Origin of the sequence: Luteitalea sp. (assembly GCF_044337415.1) — a bacterium.
Classification (GTDB): Bacteria; Acidobacteriota; Vicinamibacteria; order Vicinamibacterales; family Vicinamibacteraceae; genus Luteitalea.
The window spans coordinates 1-21,091 of record NZ_JBIINP010000064.1 but is presented as its reverse complement, the minus strand read 5'-3'; the positions used below and the strand labels follow the sequence as shown (position 1 = coordinate 21,091).

General features: G+C 72.4%; 18 protein-coding genes. 6 read left to right on the top strand and 12 right to left on the bottom strand.

The window, feature by feature from the left end:
- From trpB to ACIRDX_RS11660, 7 genes are all read right to left on the bottom strand, one after another.
- Nucleotides 1-804 (bottom strand): tryptophan synthase subunit beta (gene trpB / locus ACIRDX_RS11690; protein ID WP_396625606.1); only part of this gene is annotated, 804 nt, incomplete at its 3' end.
- Nucleotides 805-846: 42 nt separating this feature from the next.
- Entirely contained in the window at nt 847-1,470 is a 624-nt protein-coding gene (locus tag ACIRDX_RS11685) for a phosphoribosylanthranilate isomerase (RefSeq protein WP_396625605.1), read from the bottom strand.
- Entirely contained in the window at nt 1,467-2,309 is an 843-nt protein-coding gene (gene trpC / locus ACIRDX_RS11680; RefSeq protein WP_396625604.1) for an indole-3-glycerol phosphate synthase TrpC, read from the bottom strand. Before trpC ends, ACIRDX_RS11685 begins: the two co-directional genes overlap by 4 nt.
- The gene (gene trpD, locus ACIRDX_RS11675; protein ID WP_396625603.1) at nt 2,306-3,334 is read right to left on the bottom strand and encodes an anthranilate phosphoribosyltransferase; all 1,029 of its coding nucleotides are present in this window, start codon (nt 3,332-3,334) and stop codon (nt 2,306-2,308) included. The genes trpC and trpD overlap by 4 nt, the downstream gene beginning before the upstream one ends.
- The gene (locus tag ACIRDX_RS11670) at nt 3,334-3,900 is read right to left on the bottom strand and encodes an anthranilate synthase component II (RefSeq protein WP_396625602.1); all 567 of its coding nucleotides are present in this window, start codon (nt 3,898-3,900) and stop codon (nt 3,334-3,336) included. The genes trpD and ACIRDX_RS11670 overlap by 1 nt, the downstream gene beginning before the upstream one ends.
- A 2-nt stretch (nt 3,901-3,902) precedes the next feature.
- Entirely contained in the window at nt 3,903-5,417 is a 1,515-nt protein-coding gene (trpE, locus tag ACIRDX_RS11665) for an anthranilate synthase component I (RefSeq protein WP_396625601.1), read from the bottom strand.
- Nucleotides 5,405-6,907, bottom strand: a complete 1,503-nt coding sequence (locus tag ACIRDX_RS11660) for a type I 3-dehydroquinate dehydratase (RefSeq protein ID WP_396625600.1) — start codon at nt 6,905-6,907, stop codon at nt 5,405-5,407. The genes trpE and ACIRDX_RS11660 overlap by 13 nt, the downstream gene beginning before the upstream one ends.
- A gap of 470 nt (nt 6,908-7,377) precedes the next feature.
- Here ACIRDX_RS11660 and ACIRDX_RS11655 point away from each other — a divergent pair, with 470 nt between their 5' ends.
- Nucleotides 7,378-9,231, top strand: coding sequence for a SpoIVB peptidase S55 domain-containing protein (locus ACIRDX_RS11655; RefSeq protein WP_396625599.1), 1,854 nt, complete (start codon nt 7,378-7,380; stop codon nt 9,229-9,231).
- Nucleotides 9,232-9,238: 7 nt separating this feature from the next.
- Nucleotides 9,239-11,461 (top strand): hypothetical protein, encoded by a 2,223-nt coding sequence (locus ACIRDX_RS11650; protein ID WP_396625598.1) that lies wholly within the window; start codon nt 9,239-9,241, stop codon nt 11,459-11,461.
- Nucleotides 11,462-11,530: 69 nt separating this feature from the next.
- Here ACIRDX_RS11650 and ACIRDX_RS11645 read toward each other — a convergent pair whose 3' ends face one another.
- The 5 genes from ACIRDX_RS11645 to ACIRDX_RS11625 form a co-directional block, all read right to left on the bottom strand.
- Nucleotides 11,531-12,331: a zf-HC2 domain-containing protein gene (locus tag ACIRDX_RS11645; RefSeq protein WP_396625597.1), complete on the bottom strand. Its 801-nt coding sequence runs from the start codon at nt 12,329-12,331 to the stop codon at nt 11,531-11,533.
- Nucleotides 12,328-12,924, bottom strand: a complete 597-nt coding sequence (locus tag ACIRDX_RS11640) for an RNA polymerase sigma factor (RefSeq protein WP_396625596.1) — start codon at nt 12,922-12,924, stop codon at nt 12,328-12,330. Before ACIRDX_RS11640 ends, ACIRDX_RS11645 begins: the two co-directional genes overlap by 4 nt.
- 195 nt (nt 12,925-13,119) lie before the next feature.
- Complete coding sequence (locus ACIRDX_RS11635) at nt 13,120-13,911, bottom strand: ABC transporter permease (RefSeq protein WP_396625595.1); 792 nt, start codon at nt 13,909-13,911, stop codon at nt 13,120-13,122.
- Complete coding sequence (locus tag ACIRDX_RS11630; RefSeq protein WP_396625594.1) at nt 13,908-14,867, bottom strand: ABC transporter permease; 960 nt, start codon at nt 14,865-14,867, stop codon at nt 13,908-13,910. The genes ACIRDX_RS11635 and ACIRDX_RS11630 overlap by 4 nt, the downstream gene beginning before the upstream one ends.
- Nucleotides 14,868-14,877: 10 nt before the next feature.
- Nucleotides 14,878-16,995 carry a sigma-54 interaction domain-containing protein gene (locus ACIRDX_RS11625; RefSeq protein ID WP_396625593.1) on the bottom strand — a complete coding sequence of 706 codons (2,118 nt, stop codon included), beginning with the start codon at nt 16,993-16,995 and terminating at the stop codon, nt 14,878-14,880.
- A 174-nt stretch (nt 16,996-17,169) separates the two neighbouring features.
- Between ACIRDX_RS11625 and aroC the strand changes: the two genes are divergently transcribed.
- The 4 genes from aroC to ACIRDX_RS11605 all read left to right on the top strand — a co-directional run.
- Complete coding sequence (gene aroC, locus ACIRDX_RS11620; RefSeq protein WP_396625592.1) at nt 17,170-18,390, top strand: chorismate synthase; 1,221 nt, start codon at nt 17,170-17,172, stop codon at nt 18,388-18,390.
- A gap of 4 nt (nt 18,391-18,394) precedes the next feature.
- Complete coding sequence (def, locus tag ACIRDX_RS11615) at nt 18,395-18,904, top strand: peptide deformylase (protein WP_396625591.1); 510 nt, start codon at nt 18,395-18,397, stop codon at nt 18,902-18,904.
- 17 nt (nt 18,905-18,921) lie between these two features.
- Nucleotides 18,922-19,875: a methionyl-tRNA formyltransferase gene (gene fmt / locus ACIRDX_RS11610; protein WP_396625590.1), complete on the top strand. Its 954-nt coding sequence runs from the start codon at nt 18,922-18,924 to the stop codon at nt 19,873-19,875.
- On the top strand, nt 19,872-21,091 hold a 1,220-nt coding region (locus ACIRDX_RS11605), incomplete at its 3' end, for a transcription antitermination factor NusB (RefSeq protein ID WP_396625589.1). The genes fmt and ACIRDX_RS11605, both read left to right, overlap by 4 nt.

Below are 21,091 nucleotides of genomic sequence, written 5' to 3'. Positions count from 1 at the left end.
CACCGACGGGTCGGCCACGAACGCGTCGAACAAGCCCATGGCATTGCTGCCGCCACCGACGCACGCGACCGCCGCGTCGGGCAACCGGCCGTACGTCGCGAGGCACTGCACGCGCGCCTCCTCGCCAATCACCGACTGGAACTCGCGCACCATCAGCGGGTACGGGTGCGGTCCGAGCGCCGACCCGAGCAGGTAGTACGTGTCGCGCACGGTGGCGACCCAGTCGCGCATCGCCTCGTTGATGGCGTCCTTCAGCGTGCGCGCGCCCGAGTCGACCCCCTTCACCTCGGCGCCGAGCATCCGCATGCGGAACACGTTGAGCGCCTGCCGTGCCATGTCGTCGACGCCCATGTACACGACGCACTGCAGGCCGAGCAGCGCACACACGGTCGCCGTGGCGACGCCGTGCTGGCCCGCGCCGGTCTCGGCGACGATGCGCGTCTTGCCCATGCGCCGCGCCAGCAACGCCTGGCCGAGGGCGTTGTTGATCTTGTGCGCGCCGGTGTGGGCCAGGTCCTCCCGCTTCAGCAGGATGGTGGCGCCACCGCAGGACTCCGTCAGCCGACGGGCCTCGTACAGCGGCGTCGGCCGACCGACGAACTGCCGCAGCAGGTGCTCGAACTCCGCCACGAACGTCTCGTCGCGCCGTACGGCGAAGTACGCCTCGGTCAGCGCCTCGATCGGGGCGACGAGCGTCTCGGGCACGAACCGCCCGCCGAACTCGCCGAAGTAGCCGCGGGCATCCGGGTCGCGCCGGCCGAAGACCGGCCGTCCCCTGCCCTCTTGTGCTGTTGCCATGCTCATGCGTCGTTCCTGTCACGTTGGGCCGCGCTCGGAGCGCGGGCCCTACCTTCCCTGCGCGGCGTCGGCGGATCGGACCGCCTCGACAAACGCCTTTACCTTCAGCGGGTCCTTCGTGCCCGGCGAGCGCTCCACGCCCGAGGCCACATCCACCCCCCACGGCCGCACCCACACGACGGCCTGCGCCACGTTGTCGGGCGTGAGGCCGCCGGCCAGCACCAGCGGGCGCGTCGCCGCAATCGCCTTGGCCGCGTCCCAGTCCACCGTGCGGCCCGTGCCGCCGATCGTCACCGGGTCGTGGGCGTCCACCAGGATCGCCGCGCGCGCCCGCTGCCAGGGGCTCGACGCGTATGCCTCGACGGGCATCGCCTTGAGCACCGGTCGCGGGAAGCGCGCCCAGTCAGGCACCACCTCCTGGCCGTGCAACTGCACGGCCGACAGGCCCACCGCATCGGCCACCGATCGCACGTGGTCGGGCGTCTCGTCCACGAACACGCCGACCGTCGCGATGAGCGGCGGCAACGCCCGCGTGATGGCCTGTGCGCGCTCGACATCCACGGCGCGCTTGCTCGACGGCCAGAAAATCAGCCCGATCGCATCCGCCCCCGCCTCGACGGCCATCACCGCGTCGTCGACCGACGTGATGCCGCACACCTTGATGCGCGTCATCGCGTCGGCTCCAGTGCCTGCGTCGCCTCGGCGATCACGCGCGCCAGGCCCTCGCCCGGATCGGCATCGGTCATGAAGCGCTCACCGATGAGGAACGCGCCGTACCCGGCGCCGTGCAAGGCCGCGAGATCCGCGCCCGAGCGCAGGCCACTCTCGGCGACCCGCACCCGCGCCGACGTGATCAGCGGGGCGACGCGGAACGACGTCTCGATGGACACCTCGAGTGTCTTGAGGTTGCGGTTGTTCACGCCGACGATGGTGGCGCCGGCGTCGATGGCCCGGCGTGCCTCGTCCTCGTCATGCACCTCGGTGAGCACATCCACGCCCACGCCATGTGCGTAGCGGAGCAAGGCGACCAGCGTCTCCTGATCGAGGGCCGCCACGATCAGCAGCACGGCCGAGGCCCCGGCCACGGCCGCCTCGGCGATCTGGTACGCATCGACGGTGAAGTCCTTGCGCAGGAGGGGCAACGAGGGCTGCGCCTGGCGGACGGCGATCAGGTGTTCGAGGTCGCCATCGAAGAAACCGGGCTCGGTGAGCACCGACACGGCGGCCGCGCCGGCGCGCGCATAGGCGCTCGCGATGGCGACCGGGTCGTACTCCGGGCGCAGCACGCCCTTCGACGGCGACCGGCGCTTGCACTCGGCAATCACGCGGATGCCCGGCTGCTCCAGCGACGCCAGGAAGGCTCCGGTCCCGGTAGGACCGGCTGTCCCGGCCCGGTCCGCCAGGGCACGCTCGAGGTCGGCCAGGCTGCGCCGCTCCCGCGCGACCTCGACGCGGCGACGCGCCGCCGCCACGATCGTGTCGAGGACGGAGGGGCCGTGCGCCTGGCTCATGCCGACATCTCCGCAGGCGCCTGCGAGACCTCGACGAGGCGACGGAGCGTCTCGGCGGCGCGGCCCTCGTCGAGCGCCATCGCCGCCCGCTGCACGCCTTCCGCGACGTTGCGCACGCGCCCGGCGATGAAGAGACACGCGCCAGCGTTCAGCAGCACGATGTCGCGCACGGCGCCATGCTCGCCCCCGAGCACCCGTCGCGCCACGTCGGCGTTCTCCGTGGCATCGCCGCCCTTCAGGTCGGCAAGGGTCGCCTTGGCGAGGCCGAAGTCCGACGGGTGCACGAAGAAGGTGCGCAGCAGACCAGCGCGGCACTCCGACACCTTCGTGTAGCCGGTCGTCGACAGTTCGTCGAGGCCGTCGGCGGCGTGCACCACCCACACATGCGCCGATCCCAGCAACCCGAGCGCGCGCGCGACGAGCTCGGTGAGTTCGGGGCGCGGCACGCCGACCAGTTGTCGCGTCGTGCCCGCCGGGTTGGTCAACGGGCCGAGCAGGTTGAAGGCCGTCCGCACGCCGAGTTCACGGCGCACCGGCGCGGCGTGCTTCATCGACGGATGGAACGTCGGCGCAAACAGGAACGCGATGCCGACCTCATCGAGGCAGCGAGCTACGACGGCCGGCGACGCCGTCACGTTCACGCCGAGCGCCTCGAACACGTCCGCGCTGCCGCTGCGGCTCGACACCGAGCGATTGCCGTGCTTGGCCACACGCACGCCGCACGCGGCCAGCACCACGGCCGCCATCGACGACACGTTGACGGTGCCCGCGTTGTCGCCGCCGGTCCCGCACGTGTCGAACACGTCACCCGACGGCTGCGGCAGCGGCACGGCGGCGGCGCGCATCGCCCGGGCGAGGCCGACCAGTTCCTCGGGCCGCTCGCCCTTGGCGCGCAGGGCCATCAGGAAGCCGGCCATCTGCGCCGGCGTCGCCTCGCCGCGCATGATGGCCGCCATCGCCCCGGCGGCCTCGTCGGTCGTCAGCGTCACGTGGCGTTGCAGCTTCTCGAGCAGGGGCGCGAACATCAGAGCTCCAGGAAGTTCCGCAGCAGGTGATGCCCCGGGCCGGTCAGCACCGACTCGGGATGGAACTGCACGCCGTGCATCGGGTAATGGCGGTGGCGCAGGCCCATCATGATGCCGTCGCCCTTCGTGCGCGCGGTCACCTGCAGCGTGTCTGGCAAGCCCTCCGGCGACACGACGAGGCTGTGGTACCGCGCCGCGGTGAACCCCTGCGCGATGTCGCGGAACACGCCCTGCCCGTCGTGCTCGACGTCCGACGTCTTGCCGTGCATCAGCACCGGGGCGTTCACGACACGGCCGCCGAACGCGTAGCCCATCGCCTGGTGTCCGAGGCACACGCCGAGGATCGGCACGTCCGGCCCGAACCGGCGCAGCACCTCCACCGAGATGCCGGCGTTCTCGGGCCGCCCGGGACCCGGCGAGATGACGATGTGCGACGGCTTGAGCGCCGCGATCTCGTCGAGCGTGATCCGGTCGTTGCGGTGCACCACCACCTCGGCGCCCAGTTCGCCGAAGTACTGGGCCAGGTTGTAGGTGAACGAATCGTAGTTGTCGATCAGCAGGACCATGGTTACCCGGCGTGGCGCCCGAGCGAGTGGGCGAGTTCGAGGGCGCGCAGCACGGCACGCGCCTTGTTGAGGCTCTCTTCGTACTCCGCCGACGGGTGACTGTCGGCGACGATGCCGCCGCCCGCCTGGACGAACGCCTTGCCGTCGTGCATCCACACGGTGCGAATGGCGATGCAGCAATCGAGGTTGCCGGCGAAGTCGAGGTAGCCGACCGATCCCGCGTAGATGCCGCGCGGCCGCCCCTCGAGCTCCGCGATGATCTCCATCGCGCGAATCTTCGGCGCGCCCGACACGGTCCCCGCCGGGAAGCACGACACCAGCGCGTCGAGCCTGTCGGCATCGTCGGCCAGCGTGCCGACGACCCGCGAGACCAGGTGCATCACGTGCGAGTAGCGCTCGAGCGTCATGAACGTCGGCACGCGGACGCTGCCGTAGGCGCACACGCGACCGAGGTCGTTGCGGCCGAGGTCGACGAGCATCACGTGCTCGGAGCGCTCCTTCTCGTCGCGCTTGAGTTCCTCGCCGAGGCGCAGGTCCTCCTCGTGGGTGCGGCCGCGCGGACGCGTCCCGGCGATCGGGTGCGTCTCGGCCTGGCCGCCCTCGACGCGCACCAGCATCTCCGGCGACGACCCGACGATGGAGAGGTCGCCGACGCGGGTGAAGTACATGTAGGGCGACGGGTTCACGTGGCGCAGCGCGCGGTAGACCGTGAACGGGTCGGCCTGCAGGTCCACCTCGAAGCGCTGCGACAGCACCACCTGGTAGATGTCGCCCCTGGCGATGTACTCCTGCGCGGTGCGGACGTTGCGCTCGAACTCCTCGCGCGAGGTCAGGGCCGTCACGGCCGGCGGCGTCGCGTCGTCGCCGCCGCTGGCGATGGGCTGGGTGTGCGCCTGCTCGAGTTCGCGCTGCAGGAAGTCGAGGCGCGCGTTGGCGAACTGGTACAGCGAGGCCAGGTCGTCGCTCGGCGAGATGCGGGCGTTGGCGATGAGCAGGATGCGGTGCTTGACGTGGTCGAAGGCCAGCACCGTGTCGAACAGCATGAACGCCGCCTCGTCGCGCGGGTCCTGCTGCCCCTCGTAGGTCTTCCACACCGATTGCAGCGCCGGCTCGAACCAGGGCGCCGCGTCGTAGCCGAAGAAGCCGACGGCGCCGCCGGTGAACCGCGGCAGGCCCGGCACGAAGGGCGACCGGTACTCGGCCATGATGCGACGCAGGGCCGGGACGAACTCTTCGTCGAGCGCCGACGTCTGCCCGCCCTGCTCGAGCACCGCCTTGCCGTTACGGGCCCGCAGCACGAGGAAGGGATCCTTGCCGAGGAACGAGTAGCGCGCCACCTGTTCGCCGCCCTCGACGCTCTCGAACAGGAACGCGTAATCGGAGTGTTCCGCAACACGCAGGAACGCCGACACGGGCGTCAGCAGGTCGGCCAGCAGCTCGCGGCACACGGGCACGAACGTGCCGCGACCGGCGAGATCGACGAACTCCTCGAAGGTGGTCTGGGTCATCGCGGACATGGGGTCTCCGGCACGAGGGCCAGCTGCGGGGCCTCGGCTTGGATGGCGGTGCGCATCGCGTCGATGGGCGGCTCGACGTCGAACCAGGTGGCCACCTGCACGGCCGCCTGTCCGATCAGCATCTCGAGCCCGCCGAGGGTGTCGCAGCCTGCCGCTGCGGCATCGCGCAGCAGGCGGGTCTGCCCGGGGTTGTAGACGAGGTCGTAGACGAGGCCGCCTCCGGCCAACCGCTCGGCCTCGAGAGGCGTGGTGTCGCTCGGCCCGTGCGACGCGGTGCCGACCGGGGTGGTGTTGACGAGTACGTCCCACGTGCCTGCCGAGGGCACGGGATCGCCGACACAGGCGCCCAGCGGCTCGAGTGCCTCGGCCTGCTCGCGTCGGCGGGCGTGCACGGTGGGACTCGCGCCTTCGTCGGCCAGGCCCGCCACCACCGCGCGGGCCGCCCCGCCCGCCCCGAGCACGGCGACGCGCAGGCCGGCGAGTCCGCGGCCGTCGCGGGCGAGCCGGTCGCGCAGCGGCTGCAGGAAGCCCTCGACGTCGGTGTTGCGGGCGGCCCAGCCGCCCTCGACACGGGTCAGCGTGTTGGCGGCGCCGAGGCGGGTGGCCAGCGGATCGGCGATCGCCGCGCGTGCGAGCGCGTCGAGCTTGAAGGGCGCGGTCACGCTGAGGCCCTGCACGTCGAGCGCCTCGGCCATCGCGAGCAGGTCGTCGATGTCCTGCGCCTCGAAGGGCAGGTACACGCCATCGACGCCGAGGGCCTGGAGGGCGGCGTTGTGCAGCGTCGGCGACCAGGAATGGCTGATCGGCCGGCCCGCGACGCCGTAGATCCGGGTCGCCGGCCCGTGCTGCCCGACGCGGTATCGCGTGCGCATCACTGACGGCCGGACCTGTCCCGGCGCCACGGCCGCGCCGCCGTAAGTCCACGCCGACCCGAGCCGCTCAGGGAGCAGGCGCGACGGCAGCCCGACGGGGCCCATCGCGATCAGCACGACCGGGATGTCGCCGACCGCGCGAGCCGCGGCGAGGAACGCGAGTTGGTCCGTGAGCCGCGCGGGCGTGATCGCAAGCTTGACGACACCCGGCCGGCGCGCCGCCATGGCGCCCGCCTGTCCGACGAGGTCGGCAGGCATGCCCTCGAAGTCATGACGCGACAGGACGACGCGGCCCGGGTAGGCGGCGATGAGCGCGTCGCCGAACTCGGCATCCCACTCGACGTCCACGAACGCGGCGCCCTGATCGAGCGCCTCCCGCAGGCGCTGCTCGCGCACCGACTCCTCGCCCGCGAACAGCCCGCCTTCACGTGTCGGCCGGAACGTGACCACGGCGCGGGCGGCAGCCTCCCCCATCACCTCGGCGACGGGTAGGGGCGGCAGGCGGTCGAGCCGGAACTCCACGAGGTCGGCCACGCGCAGCGCCTCGGCCCGGGCGGCGGGCAAGGCCTCCACGGTGAGGTCGGCCAGGGTGGACACGAGGGTCGATGGGGTTGGCATGGGCAACAGACTCAGGGCTCTCGTCTCAGGACTCGGGTCTCTGGTTTCCTCCCCTGACGTTCCGTGACCGTCGGACAAGTCCGACGGCTACGTCCGGGGGATCTGCGTTCAGCGTTCGGTGTTCGGTGTTCAGCGTTCAGCGTTCGACGTCTCAAGCTCTTCGTGGACAAACAAAAAGCGCCCGTTCGGCGGGGGCCGAAGGGGCGCCAGGTATCCGTGGTGACGGTGCTGGTCGATACGCGGCTAGACGGCCGCCCCCTCGGCTCTGGAGCCAGGCCACCACCAATACCGCGCCGAAAACGGCACGCGGCTGGAGGCCGACTGCGAGACGAAGGAGAACGCGGCGGAGGCCGACATGTCGAGGGCACCGTACCAGACTCGTCCGAACCGCGTCAACGTGCGTCCAACGATATGACGCGCGCCCCACGCTGCTTGACCCCCTCTCCCCCGCGTGTCATAACGGCCGAACCTTGCTCGACTTTGCCTCCTCGTCATCTCGACTGCGTCGCAGCGGCCTCGCGGTCGCCCTCGCCGTGCTGCTCTGCGTGGCGCCCGTGCCCGCGCGCCTGGCGACGTTTCCGGTCTCCGAGATCCGCCGAGGCCAGGTCGCCGAGGGCATCACCCGACTGGAAGGCAGCGAGCCGGTTCGCTTCAAGGCGCACATCCTCGGTGTGCTCGACGGCGTCGTCGGTCCCCGCCGGCAGGTGATCCTCGCGCGACTCGAGGGCGCCGGGCTCGAGCAGACGGGCGTCATCGCCGGCATGAGCGGCAGCCCCGTGTACATCGACGGCCGGCTCGTGGGCGCCGTCGCCTACTCGATGGGACAGTTCCCGAAGGCGCCGATCGCCGGCATCACGCCCATCGCGGAGATGCAGGACGCGACGTCGATGCCCGCCGCTGGCCTGCGGGCAGTGGCGGCCTGGCCGCTCGACACGCCCCTCACGCCCGATGCCCTTCGCACCGCCTTCCTCGCCTCGATGCCGGGCCGCGACGGCATCGCGGTGCCGGTCAGTGCGCTGCCGGGTCTTGACCTCGATGCCGGCAGCCGTCCGTTGCTCCGTCCGATTGCCACGCCGCTGTCGATGAGCGGCTTCACCAGCGGCATCGGCGGCTGGCTGGCCGACACGCTGGGCCAGGCCGGCTTCGCGCCGGTCTCGGCCGGTGCCGCGCTGGTTGGCGGTCAGCCTGGCGCGACTGCCGAGGGCCCTCTCGAGCCGGGCGACGCCGTGGGCGTGAGTCTGGTGCGGGGCGATCTCTCCCTCGGCGCCACGGGGACGGTGACCAGCGTGGAGGGCTCGCGCGTGCTCGCCTTCGGGCACCCGTTCTTCAACCTCGGCCCGGCCCAGTTGCCAATGACGCGGGCCCACGTGGTGGCCGTGGTACCGAGCCTGCTCAACTCGATCAAGCTCGCGCAACTCGGCGAGGTGCTCGGCGTGATGGATCAGGACCGCGCGACCGCCATCGGCGGCACGCTGGGCGCCGGCCCGCGGACGATCCCGCTCACCGTGACCCTGCGCGCCAACGGCGGCGCGGCGCGGGCATTCGCCTTCGAGGTGTCCGAGGACCAGCTGTTCTCGCCGCTCGTGGTGTTCGCCGCGGTGGCCAATGTGCTGCAGTCCTACCAGCGCGAGATCGGCGTCTCGACCATCAAGGTGGCGGGCTCGGCCGAGATCGGCGCGAGCGTGCTGCGCCTCGACAACGTGTTCGGCGGCGACAGCGCCGTGGCGACGGCGGCCGCCTCGGTGGCCGCACCGCTGGCGGCCGTGCTGCGCAGCGACCTCGGCACGCCGCGGCTCGGCAAGATCGCGCTCACTCTCGACACGGAAGAGCGCCAGCGCTCGACCCGCCTCGACCGCGCCTGGATCGCCGAACCGCGTCCCCGCGCCGGCGACACGATCACGCTGCGCGCCGAGACGCGCAACTTCCGCAGTGCGCCGCAGGTGCACACCCTGGCCATCCCGCTGCCCGCGGGCGCCACCGGGACGCTCCAGCTGCAGATCATCGACGGCTCGACGCTGGCCCAGCTCGAGGGCCGCCGCCGGACCGTGGAGCAGGCCCGTTCGGTGGACGAACTGGTGCGCCTGCTGAACCAGCAGCGCCGCGGCGATCGCTGGTACGTGCGCCTCGTCCGGCCGGCGGCCGGCTCCGTCGTCAACGGCCGCGACCTGCCCGCGCTGCCCGGCAGCGTGCTGCAGGTGCTGGGCGCCACGCCCGGCGTGGTCGCCACGTCGCTCGACCAGGACGTGCTCGGCGAGTGGGAGATCCCCGCCGACGCGGTGGCCACCGGCCAGCGCACGATCGCGATCACGCCACTCGTTCCGTAACCATTCCATGACCCACCTGTCCCGTTCGCTCCTGGCGATGGCCGCACTGGCGGCCGCCGTCTCGCTGCCCCTGTCGGCCGCCGGCCCCTCCCGCTGGGAAGTGACCAGCATCGAGCACTGGATGGCCGGCCGAGGCGAGCAGGTCGCCGTCACCCGCGACGGCCGCCTCGCCCTCGGGCCCGCCGCTCGTGTGCTGCACGAGGCCGCGGTGCCGACACTGTGGACGGCCGTCACCGCGCCCGACGGCACCGCCTACGTGGGCACCGGCAACGAGGGGCAAGTCCTCGCGCTGACCGGCGACACGGCGCGTGTCTTCTGGGATGCCGAGGAACTGCAGGTGCATGCCCTGGCGTGGCATGGCGACGCGCTGCTGGCGGCCACCTCGCCCGACGGCAAGGTGTACCGGATCGCCCGCGACGGCACCGCCAGCGTCTTCTTCGATCCCGACGAGACCTATGTGTGGGCGCTCGCCGTCGATCGCCAGCAGCAGGTGTACGTCGCCACCGGCGGCAAGGGACGCGTGTACCGGCTCCCCCGCACTGGCGGGACGCCGACGAGGATCTTCGAGAGCGCGGCCGCCAACGTCACCGCGCTGCACGTCACTGACGGGGGCGACGTTCTGGTCGGCACCGACAGCCCCGGACGCCTCTATCGCATCCCGCAGGGCGGCAAGCCGTTCGCCCTGCTGGATGGCCCCTACACGCAGGTGCAGGCCATCCGCGCCGGTGCCAACGGCACGGTGTGGGTGCTGGCCGTGTCGCCAGGCGCCGCACCGGCGGCGAGCACGCCGGCCGCCCCTGCCGCCTCAGGCACCGCGACCGCGCAGGTCTCGACCGAGGTCACCATCGTCGCCGTTGGCGACTCGACGACCGTGAGCGCAGCGCCGGCAGCCGCGGCTGCGCCGACCGCGGCCGCGGCCGGCGGAGGCAAGGGCGCCATCTATCGCGTCGGCGCCGACGGCCTCGTCGACACGTACTGGGAGGCGACCGGCGAGTTGCCCTTCGACGTCCTGCCGACGGCGAACGGTCGCCTGCTCGTGGCGGCCGACAACGGCGTGGTCTACGCCGTCGATGGCGACCCCGCGCGTACGGCGCGCCTCGCGCAGGTGCAGGCGCGCCAGCTCACGCGCATCATCCCGCGTGGCGATGGCTTCCTCATCACGGCCTCCAACCCGGGCAAGATCCTCCAGTTGTCGGCGGCCCCGGCAGCCACCGGCCAGTACACGTCGGAGGTAAAGGACGCCACCACGGGGGCCTCGTGGGGCACGCTCCGTTGGGACGGAGAGCAGCCGAGCGGGAGCACGGCGCGCTTCTCGACGCGCAGCGGCAACACGTCGACGCCCGACGAGACGTGGGCCGACTGGGTACCCGTGCGCGAGGACGAGGGCGTGCTGCGCATCGCCAGCCCGGCCGCCCGCTACCTGCAGTGGCGCGTCGAGCTGGCAGGCGCCGCGGCCCTCGATCAGGTGACGCTGACGTACCTGCCCCGCAACCAGCGTCCGCGCGTCACCACCCTCACGCTCCACCCGGCCGGCGTGGTGTTCCAGCAGCCGTACGGCACGCAGGAACCACCCGACCTCGCGGGCTTCCAGTCGACGACGCCGGCGCCGGCGCGTGACCAGGCCATCGCGGCCGCCACGCCGACGGCGACAGCGGCAGCGGTCGGTCGACGCCTCTTCCAGAAGGGCTTCCAGACGTTCCAGTGGGATGCCAGCGACCCGGACAAGGACGACCTGCGCTTCCAGGTGCTGGTGCGCCGCGTCGGCACGGACCAGTGGCGCTCGCTGGCGAAGGACCTCGTCGGCAACGTCTACACGTGGGACACGTCGCAACTGCCCGATGCCCGGTACCTGGTGCGGGTCGTGGCCACGGACGGCCGGGCCAATCCGGCGGCGACCGCGCTCGCAGGCGAGAAGGAAGGCGGTCCCATCACGGTGGACAACACGCCTCCCGCGATCCGCCTGCGCGACGCGGCAGGCAGCACGACCGGCGCCGCAGCGCCCACACGCCTGTCGTTCGAAGTGGTCGATGGCGCCTCGACGCTCGACCGCGTGGACGTGTTGCTGGCCAACGGCCAGTGGCGACCCGTGTTCCCGGACGATGGCGTGATGGACGGGCTGCGCGAGACGTTCACGGTGCCCCTGGCCGATCTCGGGGACGGCGCGGTGGTGCTGCGGGCCACCGACAGCCTGACCAACCTGGCCACGCTCGAGGTGAAGCCGAAGCGCTGACGCACCGCGACGCCGCGCGCGGCGGCCAGTGCCACACGCGCCGGCGTCGTGCGCCGTCCGGGCAAGGCCCTACGTGGAGATGTCGGAGGGCAGGCGTCGCGACGACTGCGGCTTGACCATCGGCGGCCGCACCGTCGTGTGACTCACCAGCCAGACGAGACTGACGGCGACGGGGCTGCCCGCCCGGCTCGCCGGGTGGAAGCGGGCCGAGTCCTCGAGCGACTGCACCAGCTGCTGGCCATCGGATCCTTCGAGCAGCGTGGTCTGCTCGATGCGGCCATCGCGCGTGACGACCGCGGAGATCGCCACTTCAATCTCTTCATCGTCGGCCGCCGAGAGATCGTTGGCGAGCATCAACGGCATGATGCCGTCGGGCGACACGCGCGGCACCTCCATGCCCGGCGCCAACGGCAGCGGCTCGAGCTCGGTGCCCCGCAGCGCCATCACGGTCATGATGGCGCGCAGCGAGTCTGCACGCTCGGCCGCCGGCGCCAACAGCACCAGCCCCGCCGCCAGCCCGGCGCACACGATCACGGCCGCCGAGGCGCACAACCCGGCCCACACCAGATGCATGTCGTCGAAGGCCTCACGCAGCCGCACGGGCCACGACTGCTCCTGCTCGGCGAACACGCGGCTCACCACCGCACTCGCCAGGCCGTGCTGCGTCGGCTCGTCGCCAAGAGCGGCCGCCATGCGCGCGGCCCTCCCGCGGAGCAGTTGCCCCAACTCGTCGATGTCGTCGAGCGCGCGCCGACAGGCGGCGCACTCCCGCAGGTGCTGGCCGACGTCGACATGGTCGGCCACCGACAGTTCCCCGTCGCGATAGGCCGAGAGGCGTTCGACGATGTCGTGGCACGCGGTGGTGGTCATGACTCCTGCAACTCCGCACGAAGCAACTGGCGCGCCCGCGCCAGCCGCGACTTGACGGTGCCGACGGCGACGTTCAGCGAGAAGCCGATCTCCTCGTAGCTGAGTCCGTCGATCTCCCGCAACACAAGGGCCGTGCGCTGGTCGAAGGGCAACTCCCGCAAGGCCTCCCACACGCGCTCGGCCTGCTCCTTCTGGCGCAGCAACCGTTCGGGCCCGCACTCGTCGGCCGGCGACGGCAGGTCGCCATGCGTCGAGACGTGCACATCGAGCGGCACCTGCGCCGACTGGTAACGCCGACGCCACCACCGCTGACGATTGCGAGCCTGATTGACGACGATGCGGTAGACCCAGGTGCGGAGGGCAGACTGCCCACGGAAGCGATCGAGCATCCGGAACACGGTCAGGAAGACGTCCTGCGACAGGTCGAGGGCTTCCTCCTTGTCACCCAGCAGGTGGTACGCCAACTGGAACACCATGCGCTGGTGGGTCTCCACCAACTCGGTGCAGGCCTGCTCATCCCCCGCCAGGCAGCGGGACACGAGCGCGGCTTCGGCGTCACTGACGCCGGCCCAGTCGAGTGTGACGGGCTTCATCGACGCTTCCCCTGCCACCGTGCAGTCACCTCCTGAGCGTACCGATGTCTGGTTGGACACCGCAACTGACCTTTTGTTCCGACGGGCCGACACAACGGGCCGGAGGTAGGCGTCGGCCTGGGCGACCGCTCCGAGGTAGGGCGCGGTCTCCGACCGCGCCGTTCGTGAACCAACGGCGGGGTAAGGCACCCCGCCCTACCTGCGCGGGTCCATCCGGTCGCGCAGCCCATCGCCGAGGAAGTTGAACCCCAGCACGAGCAACGCGATCGCCACTCCCGGGAAGATCGTCAGGTGGGGGGCATCGAGGAGGTGGCCGCGTCCTGCGTCGAGCATGGCGCCCCAACTCGGGGTCGGCGGCTGGACGCCCAGCCCGAGAAAGCTCAGCGATGCCTCGGCGACGATGGCACCGGCCATGCCGAGGGTGGCCTGGACGAGCACGGCCGGGTACGCCGAGGGCAGCACATGCCGCCACAGCACCCGCGGTGCAGACGCGCCGAGGCTGCGGGCGGCCTGCACGTACTCGAACTCGCGGGCCTTCAGCACCTGTCCGCGCACCAGCCGCGCGTACCCCACCCAGCCGATGGTCGTGAGCGCCAGCACCACGTGCTCGAGGCTCGGTCCCAGCGCGGCGACGAGCGCGATGGCGAGCAGGATGCCGGGAAAGGCCATCAGCACGTCGATCACGCGGCCGATCAGCGTGTCGACCCAGCCGCCCGCGTAGCCCGCCACGCCGCCGACCAGCAACCCGACGGCCGCCGACACGGAGACCACCGACAGCCCGACGAGCAGCGACACCCGCGCCCCTGCCACCAGCCTCGCCAGGATGTCGCGTCCGAGTTCGTCCAGTCCCAGCGGATGCGCCAGCGAGGGCCCGGCCAGCCGCAGCGCCAGGTCCTGCACGCGCGGGTCGGCCGGCACCAGCCAGGGCCCGGCCACCGCCAGGACCACCGTGGCCACAACCAGCACGAGGCCGATGCGCAGGGTCATTCGTAGCGGATCCGCGGGTCGGCCAGGCCGTAGGCGAGGTCGGTGATCAGGTTGACCGCCACGTACGTGACGGCGATGAGGAGGATGCACCCCTGCACCATCGGGTAGTCGCGGAACTGGATCGACTGGATCAGCAGTCGTCCGAGGCCCGGCCACGCGAAAATCGTCTCGGTGATGATGGTGCCGGTCAGCACGGCTCCGAACTGGAGGCCGACGATGGTGATGATCGGAATGAGGCCGTTGCGCAGGGCGTGGCGCAACACCGTGCGGGTGCGCGACAGGCCCCGCGCCCGCGCCGCGCGGACGTAGAGTTCCTTCAGTTCCTCGACCAGACTCGCGCGGGTCATGCGGGCCAGGATGGCAGCCAGCGCGAGCCCGAGCGTGAGTGCCGGCAGCACGAGGTACTCGGGGGGCACACGCGGCACCGACCCGATCAGCATCTCGCTCGAGGGGCCGCGGCCCGAGACCGGCAGCCAGCCGAGCGTGACACCGAACAGGAGCGCGAGGAGTGGCCCGAGCCAGAAGTTCGGCATCGACACGCCGACCAGCGCGAGGGCCATCGCGGCGCTGTCGACCCAGGTGCCCGCCCGCACGGCCGCCAGGATGCCGAGGGGCAACGCCACCACCAGCGCGACGCCCATGGCCGTCACCGCGAGCAGCACCGTCGCGCCGAGCTTCTCGGAGAGCTCCGTGGTGACCGGACGCCCGGTGCGCAGCGACTGTCCGAGGTGGCCGCGCACGGCCGCGGACAGGAAGCGCCCGTACTGCACGGGCAGCGGGTCGTCGAGCCCGAGCTTGCCGCGCAGGGCCGCGACGTCGGCCGGCGTGGCCGCTTCCCCGAGCATCGACACGGCCGGATCCCCCGGCACCAGGTGAATCAACGCAAACACCATCGTCGCCACCCCGAGGAGCACGGGGATGGTGAGCAGGAGCCGACGGGCCAGGAAGCGGAGCATGGGTCGCGGCCTATGGTAGTCGAGGCCCGTCGGGCGCTTCCTCGAGGCCGAGCCGCCGCACGAGCTTGCTGAGCCCCTGGCGCGTGAGGCCGAGGTCGCGCGCGGCACGGGCGGGCCGGCCGCCGGCACGCGAGAGCGCGTTGCGCACGTACGTCGCCTCGAAGGCGCGGCGCGCGGCGCCGAGCCCGGCGGGGACGACCTCTGGCTCGGGCGCCTCGGGGGCGCGCAGGTCCGGAGGCAGGTCGTCGACGCCGACCCGCCCCCGCGGGGGCACGCGCACCGCGAGCGCCGCGAGGGTGTTCTGGAGCTGCCTGACGTTGCCTGGCCAGTCGCACCGGGCCAGTGCGTCGAGCACCGCGCCGTCGAGGCGCGCCCGACTGCCCACGCGCGCCGCGCACTCGCGCCAGAAGTGGCGCGCCAACTCGGGGATGTCGTCGCGACGTTCACGCAGCGCCGGCATGCGCACGCGGACCACGTCGAGCCGGTAGAACAGGTCCGCCCGGAACGTGCCGCGGCGCACCGCCTCCTCGAGCGACACGTTGGTGGCCGCGATCACACGCACGTCGACCCGACGCGCCGTGTTCTCGCCCACGCGACGCACCTCGCCGTCCTGCAGCACGCGCAGCAGCTTGGCCTGGCCGCGCACGCCGAGCTCCCCCACTTCGTCGAGGAACAACGTGCCGCCGTCGGCCTCGTCGAACAGCCCCGCACGATCGGCCGACGCCCCCGTGAACGCGCCCCGCACGTGCCCGAACAGCTCCGACTCGATCAGCTCGTCGGGCAGGGCGGCGCAGTTGATCGCGGCGCACCGCCGATGGCGACGCAACCCCAACGCATGGATGGCGCGGGCGGCCAGTTCCTTGCCGCAACCGCTCTCGCCGCGAATGAGGACGGGGAACGGCGCGCGAGCCGCCAGCGCGATCTGCGCGCGGACGTCCTGCATCACGACGCTGTCGCCGACGAGCGTCTCGGCCAGCGGCGCCCCCGCGACCGGCGCGGCGACCGGCGGAGGGACGCGCGCCGCAGCGATCCGTGCGAAAACGGCGAGCAGGTCGCCGCGCCCGATCGCCTCGTCGCGACTGGGCCACGTGCCACACACGTAGACCGCCATGTCGTCGCACGCGCCGTGGCGACCGGCGGCGTGCCAGCCCGTGGCCGACGCCAGTCCATCGAGACCGTCCTCGAGACACAGGCGTTGCCATGCCTGCACGGCCTCCGCGGAGGCATCGTCGGTGGCCAGCACGCGGACCTCGCGGGCCTTCACCGCGAGCACGGCTGCGCGTCGGGCGCCGGTGTGCTGGCGCACCGCGCCACACATGGCCGCCAGCGCGTCGTCGTCGCGCCGCAGGTCCTCGAGGGCCGCGGTCACGTCGAGCAGTTCGAGATGAGTCATGCGGGTTCGTCCTCCGGTGGGGTGGGCATGCCAGCGGAACGCCGGCGCGGCCGGGGCGGCGGTGCGATGCCGCCAGGCACGGTGCACGAGGGCTGTCTGGGGGGCCGGCCGTGTCGTGGCGGACCGAGGCGCCGCGGCCGGGACGATCGTGTGCATGACGGGCAGGTCGTCTGGGCGCATGGCGGCGAGGGCGGCGACTCGCCCGCCATGCGCCACCCACGCCACCACGCTCGCCGGGACGTGCTCCTGTTCGTCGCGCACAGCGATCAGGAGCGGCGGCCACTGTCGGCCACCGCGAACGTCGAGCCGGGGCAACAGGTCGACATGCACCGGCACCAGGCCGAGGCCGCGGGCCATCGCCGCAAGACGACACCAGGCGGCGCGATCGGGCACGCGCGTGATGCCGACTCGCGACGGATGCTGACCAGAGAGGTTGTCCAGGTCGACAGGCTCGCCATCGGAAGCGGGCGGCGCGCCTGCGAAGTCCTTCGCCTCCGCGAGCACGCGCAGGCGGCGCCAGCGGCCGAAGGGATCCTGTGTGGTCCAGGCATCGAGCACGACGGTCCTGCCGCACGCGCCAACGGGCCTGTCGCCGGCACCGATGTTCCCGGGCCCAGGGGCGGTGACGCGTGTGGACTCCAGCCGGACGCTCAGGCCCGTCGCCAGGTCCAGCAGGCCCCCCTCGACGGCCAGCAGTCGGCCGCCCCGAATCGACGCCACGTCAGCGGGAATCACGCCTGACTACCTGAGCAAGCCGCTCGCCACGCGGCAGCGCGCGAATTTCGGCGGAAATGCGCGCGACACGACGCACGCGCCGCGAAAACTGCGTGCTGCGCGGCCGCCGCCCTACGCAGGAACTACCATCCGGACGGGGTCCGCGATTCGGGCGCCGTGTAGAATCGCGGGTTGATGCTTCGCTTTCTCACGGCCGGGGAATCACACGGCCAGGCTCTCGTTGCGATGGTGGAGGGGCTGCCCGCCGGCCTCCCGATCGACCAGGACGCACTCGCCCGCGAACTCCGGCGCCGCCAGCTCGGCTACGGTCGAGGGCGTCGCATGCAGATCGAGACCGACACGGCGGAGATCCTGAGCGGCGTCCGCAAGGGCCACACGCTCGGCAGCCCGGTCGCCATGCTGATCCGCAACCGCGACTGGAAGAACTGGCAACAGACGATGCATGTCGGGCCGGAGGCGCCGGCCGACGCCACGGGCGCCAAGCGCGCGCCGGTGACCCGCCCACGTCCAGGCCACGCCGATCTCGCCGGTGCCCTGAAGTACGACCGCGACGACATGCGCGACATCCTCGAGCGCGCCAGCGCCCGCGAGACGGCGGCCCGCGTCGCGGCCGGCTCGCTCGCCCGGCAGCTCCTCACCGCCCTCGACGTCCGCATCGTCAGCCACGTCTTCACGCTGGGCGCGGTGTCGGCGGGCGACCCGCTCGCCTTCACTTTCGAGCAGATCGCGGCGATCGACGACGAGGCCCCGCTGCACTGCGTCGACGAGACCCTGCAGCAGCAAATGATCGAGGCCATCGACGCCGCCCGTGCCGCCGGCGACACCCTCGGCGGGGCCTTCGAGGTCGTCGTCCGCGGCCTGCCGGCCGGGCTCGGCAGCTACGTGCAGTGGGACCGCAAGCTCGATGGCCGTCTTGCCCAGGCGGTGATGTCGATCCCCGCCATCAAGGCGGTCGGCATCGGCAAGGGCGTGGGCGTGGCGTCGGTCCCCGGCTCGCAGGTCCACGACGAGATCGTCCTGCCCGCAGCGGGCGCGGCGGCCAGCCCGGTCGGCGTGGCCCGCCCGACCAACCGCGCCGGTGGCCTCGAAGGCGGCGTGACCAACGGCGAGGACCTCCGCATCAGCGGCTACATGAAGCCCATCTCCACGCTGATGAAGCCGCTCCGCTCGGTGGACCTCCAGACGATGCAGGAGTCGCCGGCGGCGATCGAGCGCAGCGACGTGTGTGCGGTGCCGGCGGCGGCCGTCGTGGCCGAGGCCATGGTGGCCTTCGTGCTCGCCGACGCTGTCCTCGAACGGTACGGGGCCGACACGCTCGACGACATCCGCGCCCAGATGCAGCGGGTCGATGCGCGCGTCGCGCAGCGGTTCACGGCCACGCCAGCCGAAGCCTGACGCCATGCGCCGGCCGATCCTGCGGTACGGGGACCCGGTCCTCCACGCCAGGGCCGCGCCGGTCCAGGCCCTCACGCCCGCGATCGACACGTTGATCGACGACATGCACGAGACGCTCCGTGATGCGTCCGGCGTGGGCCTGGCCGCGCCGCAGATCGGCGAGTCGCTGCGGCTGTGCCTCGTCGACCTGTCGGCGGGTCGTCGCCCCGATCAGCTGCTCGTCCTCATCAATCCCGAGATCCTCGAGAGCGACGGCCTGCAGCTGAAGGAAGAGGGCTGCCTGAGCCTGCCCGGCATCGAGGCCACGGTGCCGCGCCCGCTCCGCATGCGCGTGCGCGCCATGGACCGCGACGGCGACACGCGCGAGATCCAGGCGGAGGGCCTCCTCGCGCGGGCGCTGCAACACGAGATCGACCACCTCGACGGCGTGCTGTTCCTCGACCGCCTGCGCCCCGTGTACCGCTGGGCCCTCACGCGTCGCATCAGGCGCCTGCGGCGCGCCGGCAAGTGGTGACCGTGCCCCTCCCCGTCATGCCTCTTCGCATCGCCTTCTTCGGCACTCCCGCGTTCGCGGTGCCCACGCTCGATGCCCTGCTCGCCTCCGACCACGAGGTGGTGGGCGTCGTGACCCAACCGGATCGCCCGCGCGGGCGCGGCCAGCAGGTCAGCGACGCGCCCGTCAAGGAGCGGGCGCTGGTCGCCGGTGTGCCCATCCTGCAGCCCACGAAGCTGAAGGCCCCCGAGTTCCTCGACGCCTTCAGCGCCTGGCGCGCCGACATCGGCGTCGTCGCCGCCTACGGCCGGATCCTGCCGCAGGTGCTCCTCGACATCCCGCCGCGCGGCCTGATCAACGTCCATGCGTCGCTGCTGCCGGCCTGGCGAGGCGCCTCGCCGATCCAGCGAGCGGTGCTCAACGGCGACGCGATCAGCGGTGTGACGATCATGCGCGTGGTGCTGGCGCTCGACGCCGGCGCGATGCTCGCGCGCATCGAGGTGCCGATCGACCCCGACGACACCACCGGCACGCTCGAGGCCCGCCTGTCGGTGGCGGGCGCCTCGCTGTTGCGGGACGTGATCGATCGAATGGGCCGCGGCGAGACCGTCGAGGAAGTGCCGCAAGACGATGCGGCGGCCACCCTGGCGCCACGGCTCGAGAAGCAGGAAGGCCTCATCGACTGGTCGCGCCCGGCACGGGCGCTCGACTGTCACGTGCGCGGGATGCAGCCGTGGCCGGGGGCCTTCACGTTCGTCGACGGGCAGCGTCTGGTCATCCGCACCGCGAAGGCCGACGAGGCTGGCGCGGGCGACGCGGAACCGGGTGCCCTCGTCCGGGTGGAGGGCGATGCCGCGCTGCTGGCGTGTGGCGACGGGCACTGCCTGCGTGTCAGTCGTGTGCAACCCGACGGCAAGCGCGTGATGACGACGCGCGAGTGGCTCCAGGGGCGCCGCGTGGCCACGCCGCTGCGCGCGAGCCAGACGCCGTGATCGCGCCAGCGCGTCGCGCGGCCACCGAGGTCCTCGTCGCCGTCGACGCCGGCCAGCTCGACCTGCCGTCGGCCCTGGCTCAGGCCCATCCGTCCCTCGAGGACTCGCGCGACCGCGCCCTGCTCACCGAACTGGCAACGGGCGTCGAGCGGTGGCGGCTGGCTCTCGACTTTGCCATCCATGCCCTCACGGGGCGGCAATCGGCATCGCTGGATCCCGAGGTGCGGACGACGCTGCGCCTCGGGCTGTTCCAGTTGCAGCACAGCACCCGACTCCCCGCCTCCGCCGTCGTCAACGACGCCGTGGAGATCGTGAAGCGTGGCCCGAAGCGGAGCGCCTCGGGGATGGTCAACGCGGTGCTGCGCCGCGTGGTGCGCGAGGGCCTGCCACGCATGCCCGAGGCTCCGCGCGTGCCGGTGGAGGACGCGCGCTGGCGCGAGCAGGCGGTGGCGTACCTGGCGATCAGCGGGTCGCACCCGCGGTGGCTGGTGGAGCGCTGGATCGACCGGTACGGATACGACGCCACGGAGGCCTGGGTCCGGCACGACAACACGTCCGCCGACGTGACGGTGTGGCCGATGCCCGGCGGGGCGGACCTGCCAGCAGACCTCGGGGGGCGTGCGACGCGCTTCGTTCCGGATGGGGTCGTCCTCGACAGCGGCAAGGATGCCCTGCCCTTGCTGCGCGACGCGCGAGCGTACGCGCAGGACGAAGCGTCGGCCGCCGTTGGCGTCGTCGCTGGCGTGGTCGCTCGCGGGCGTGTGCTCGATGCGTGCGCCTCGCCGGGGGGCAAGAGCCTCGCGATGCGTCCCCGACTGGCCGAGGGCAGCCGCCTGTTCGCCAACGACCTGCGGGCGCGGCGCGTGGCGCTGCTGGCGCAGACGCTGGCACGCGTGCCGGGCCCCGGCATCCCGGTGCTCCGGAGCGACGCCGCGCGTCTGCCGTTCGCAGGGGGCCTGGACACGATCCTCGTCGATGCGCCGTGCTCTGGGCTCGGCACGCTGCGACGGGAGCCGGATCTCCGGTGGCGACGCGGTCCCGGTGACCTGCCCGCCCTCGTGGACCTCCAGCGATCCCTGATCGAGGAGGCGCTGCGGGCACTCGCGCCGGGTGGACGCCTGGTGTACGCGACCTGTTCGAGCGAGCCCGAAGAGAACGAGGCCCTCGCGCTCGACGTGCTGCGCACGCATCCCGGAGTGACGCGCGTGGACCTCCG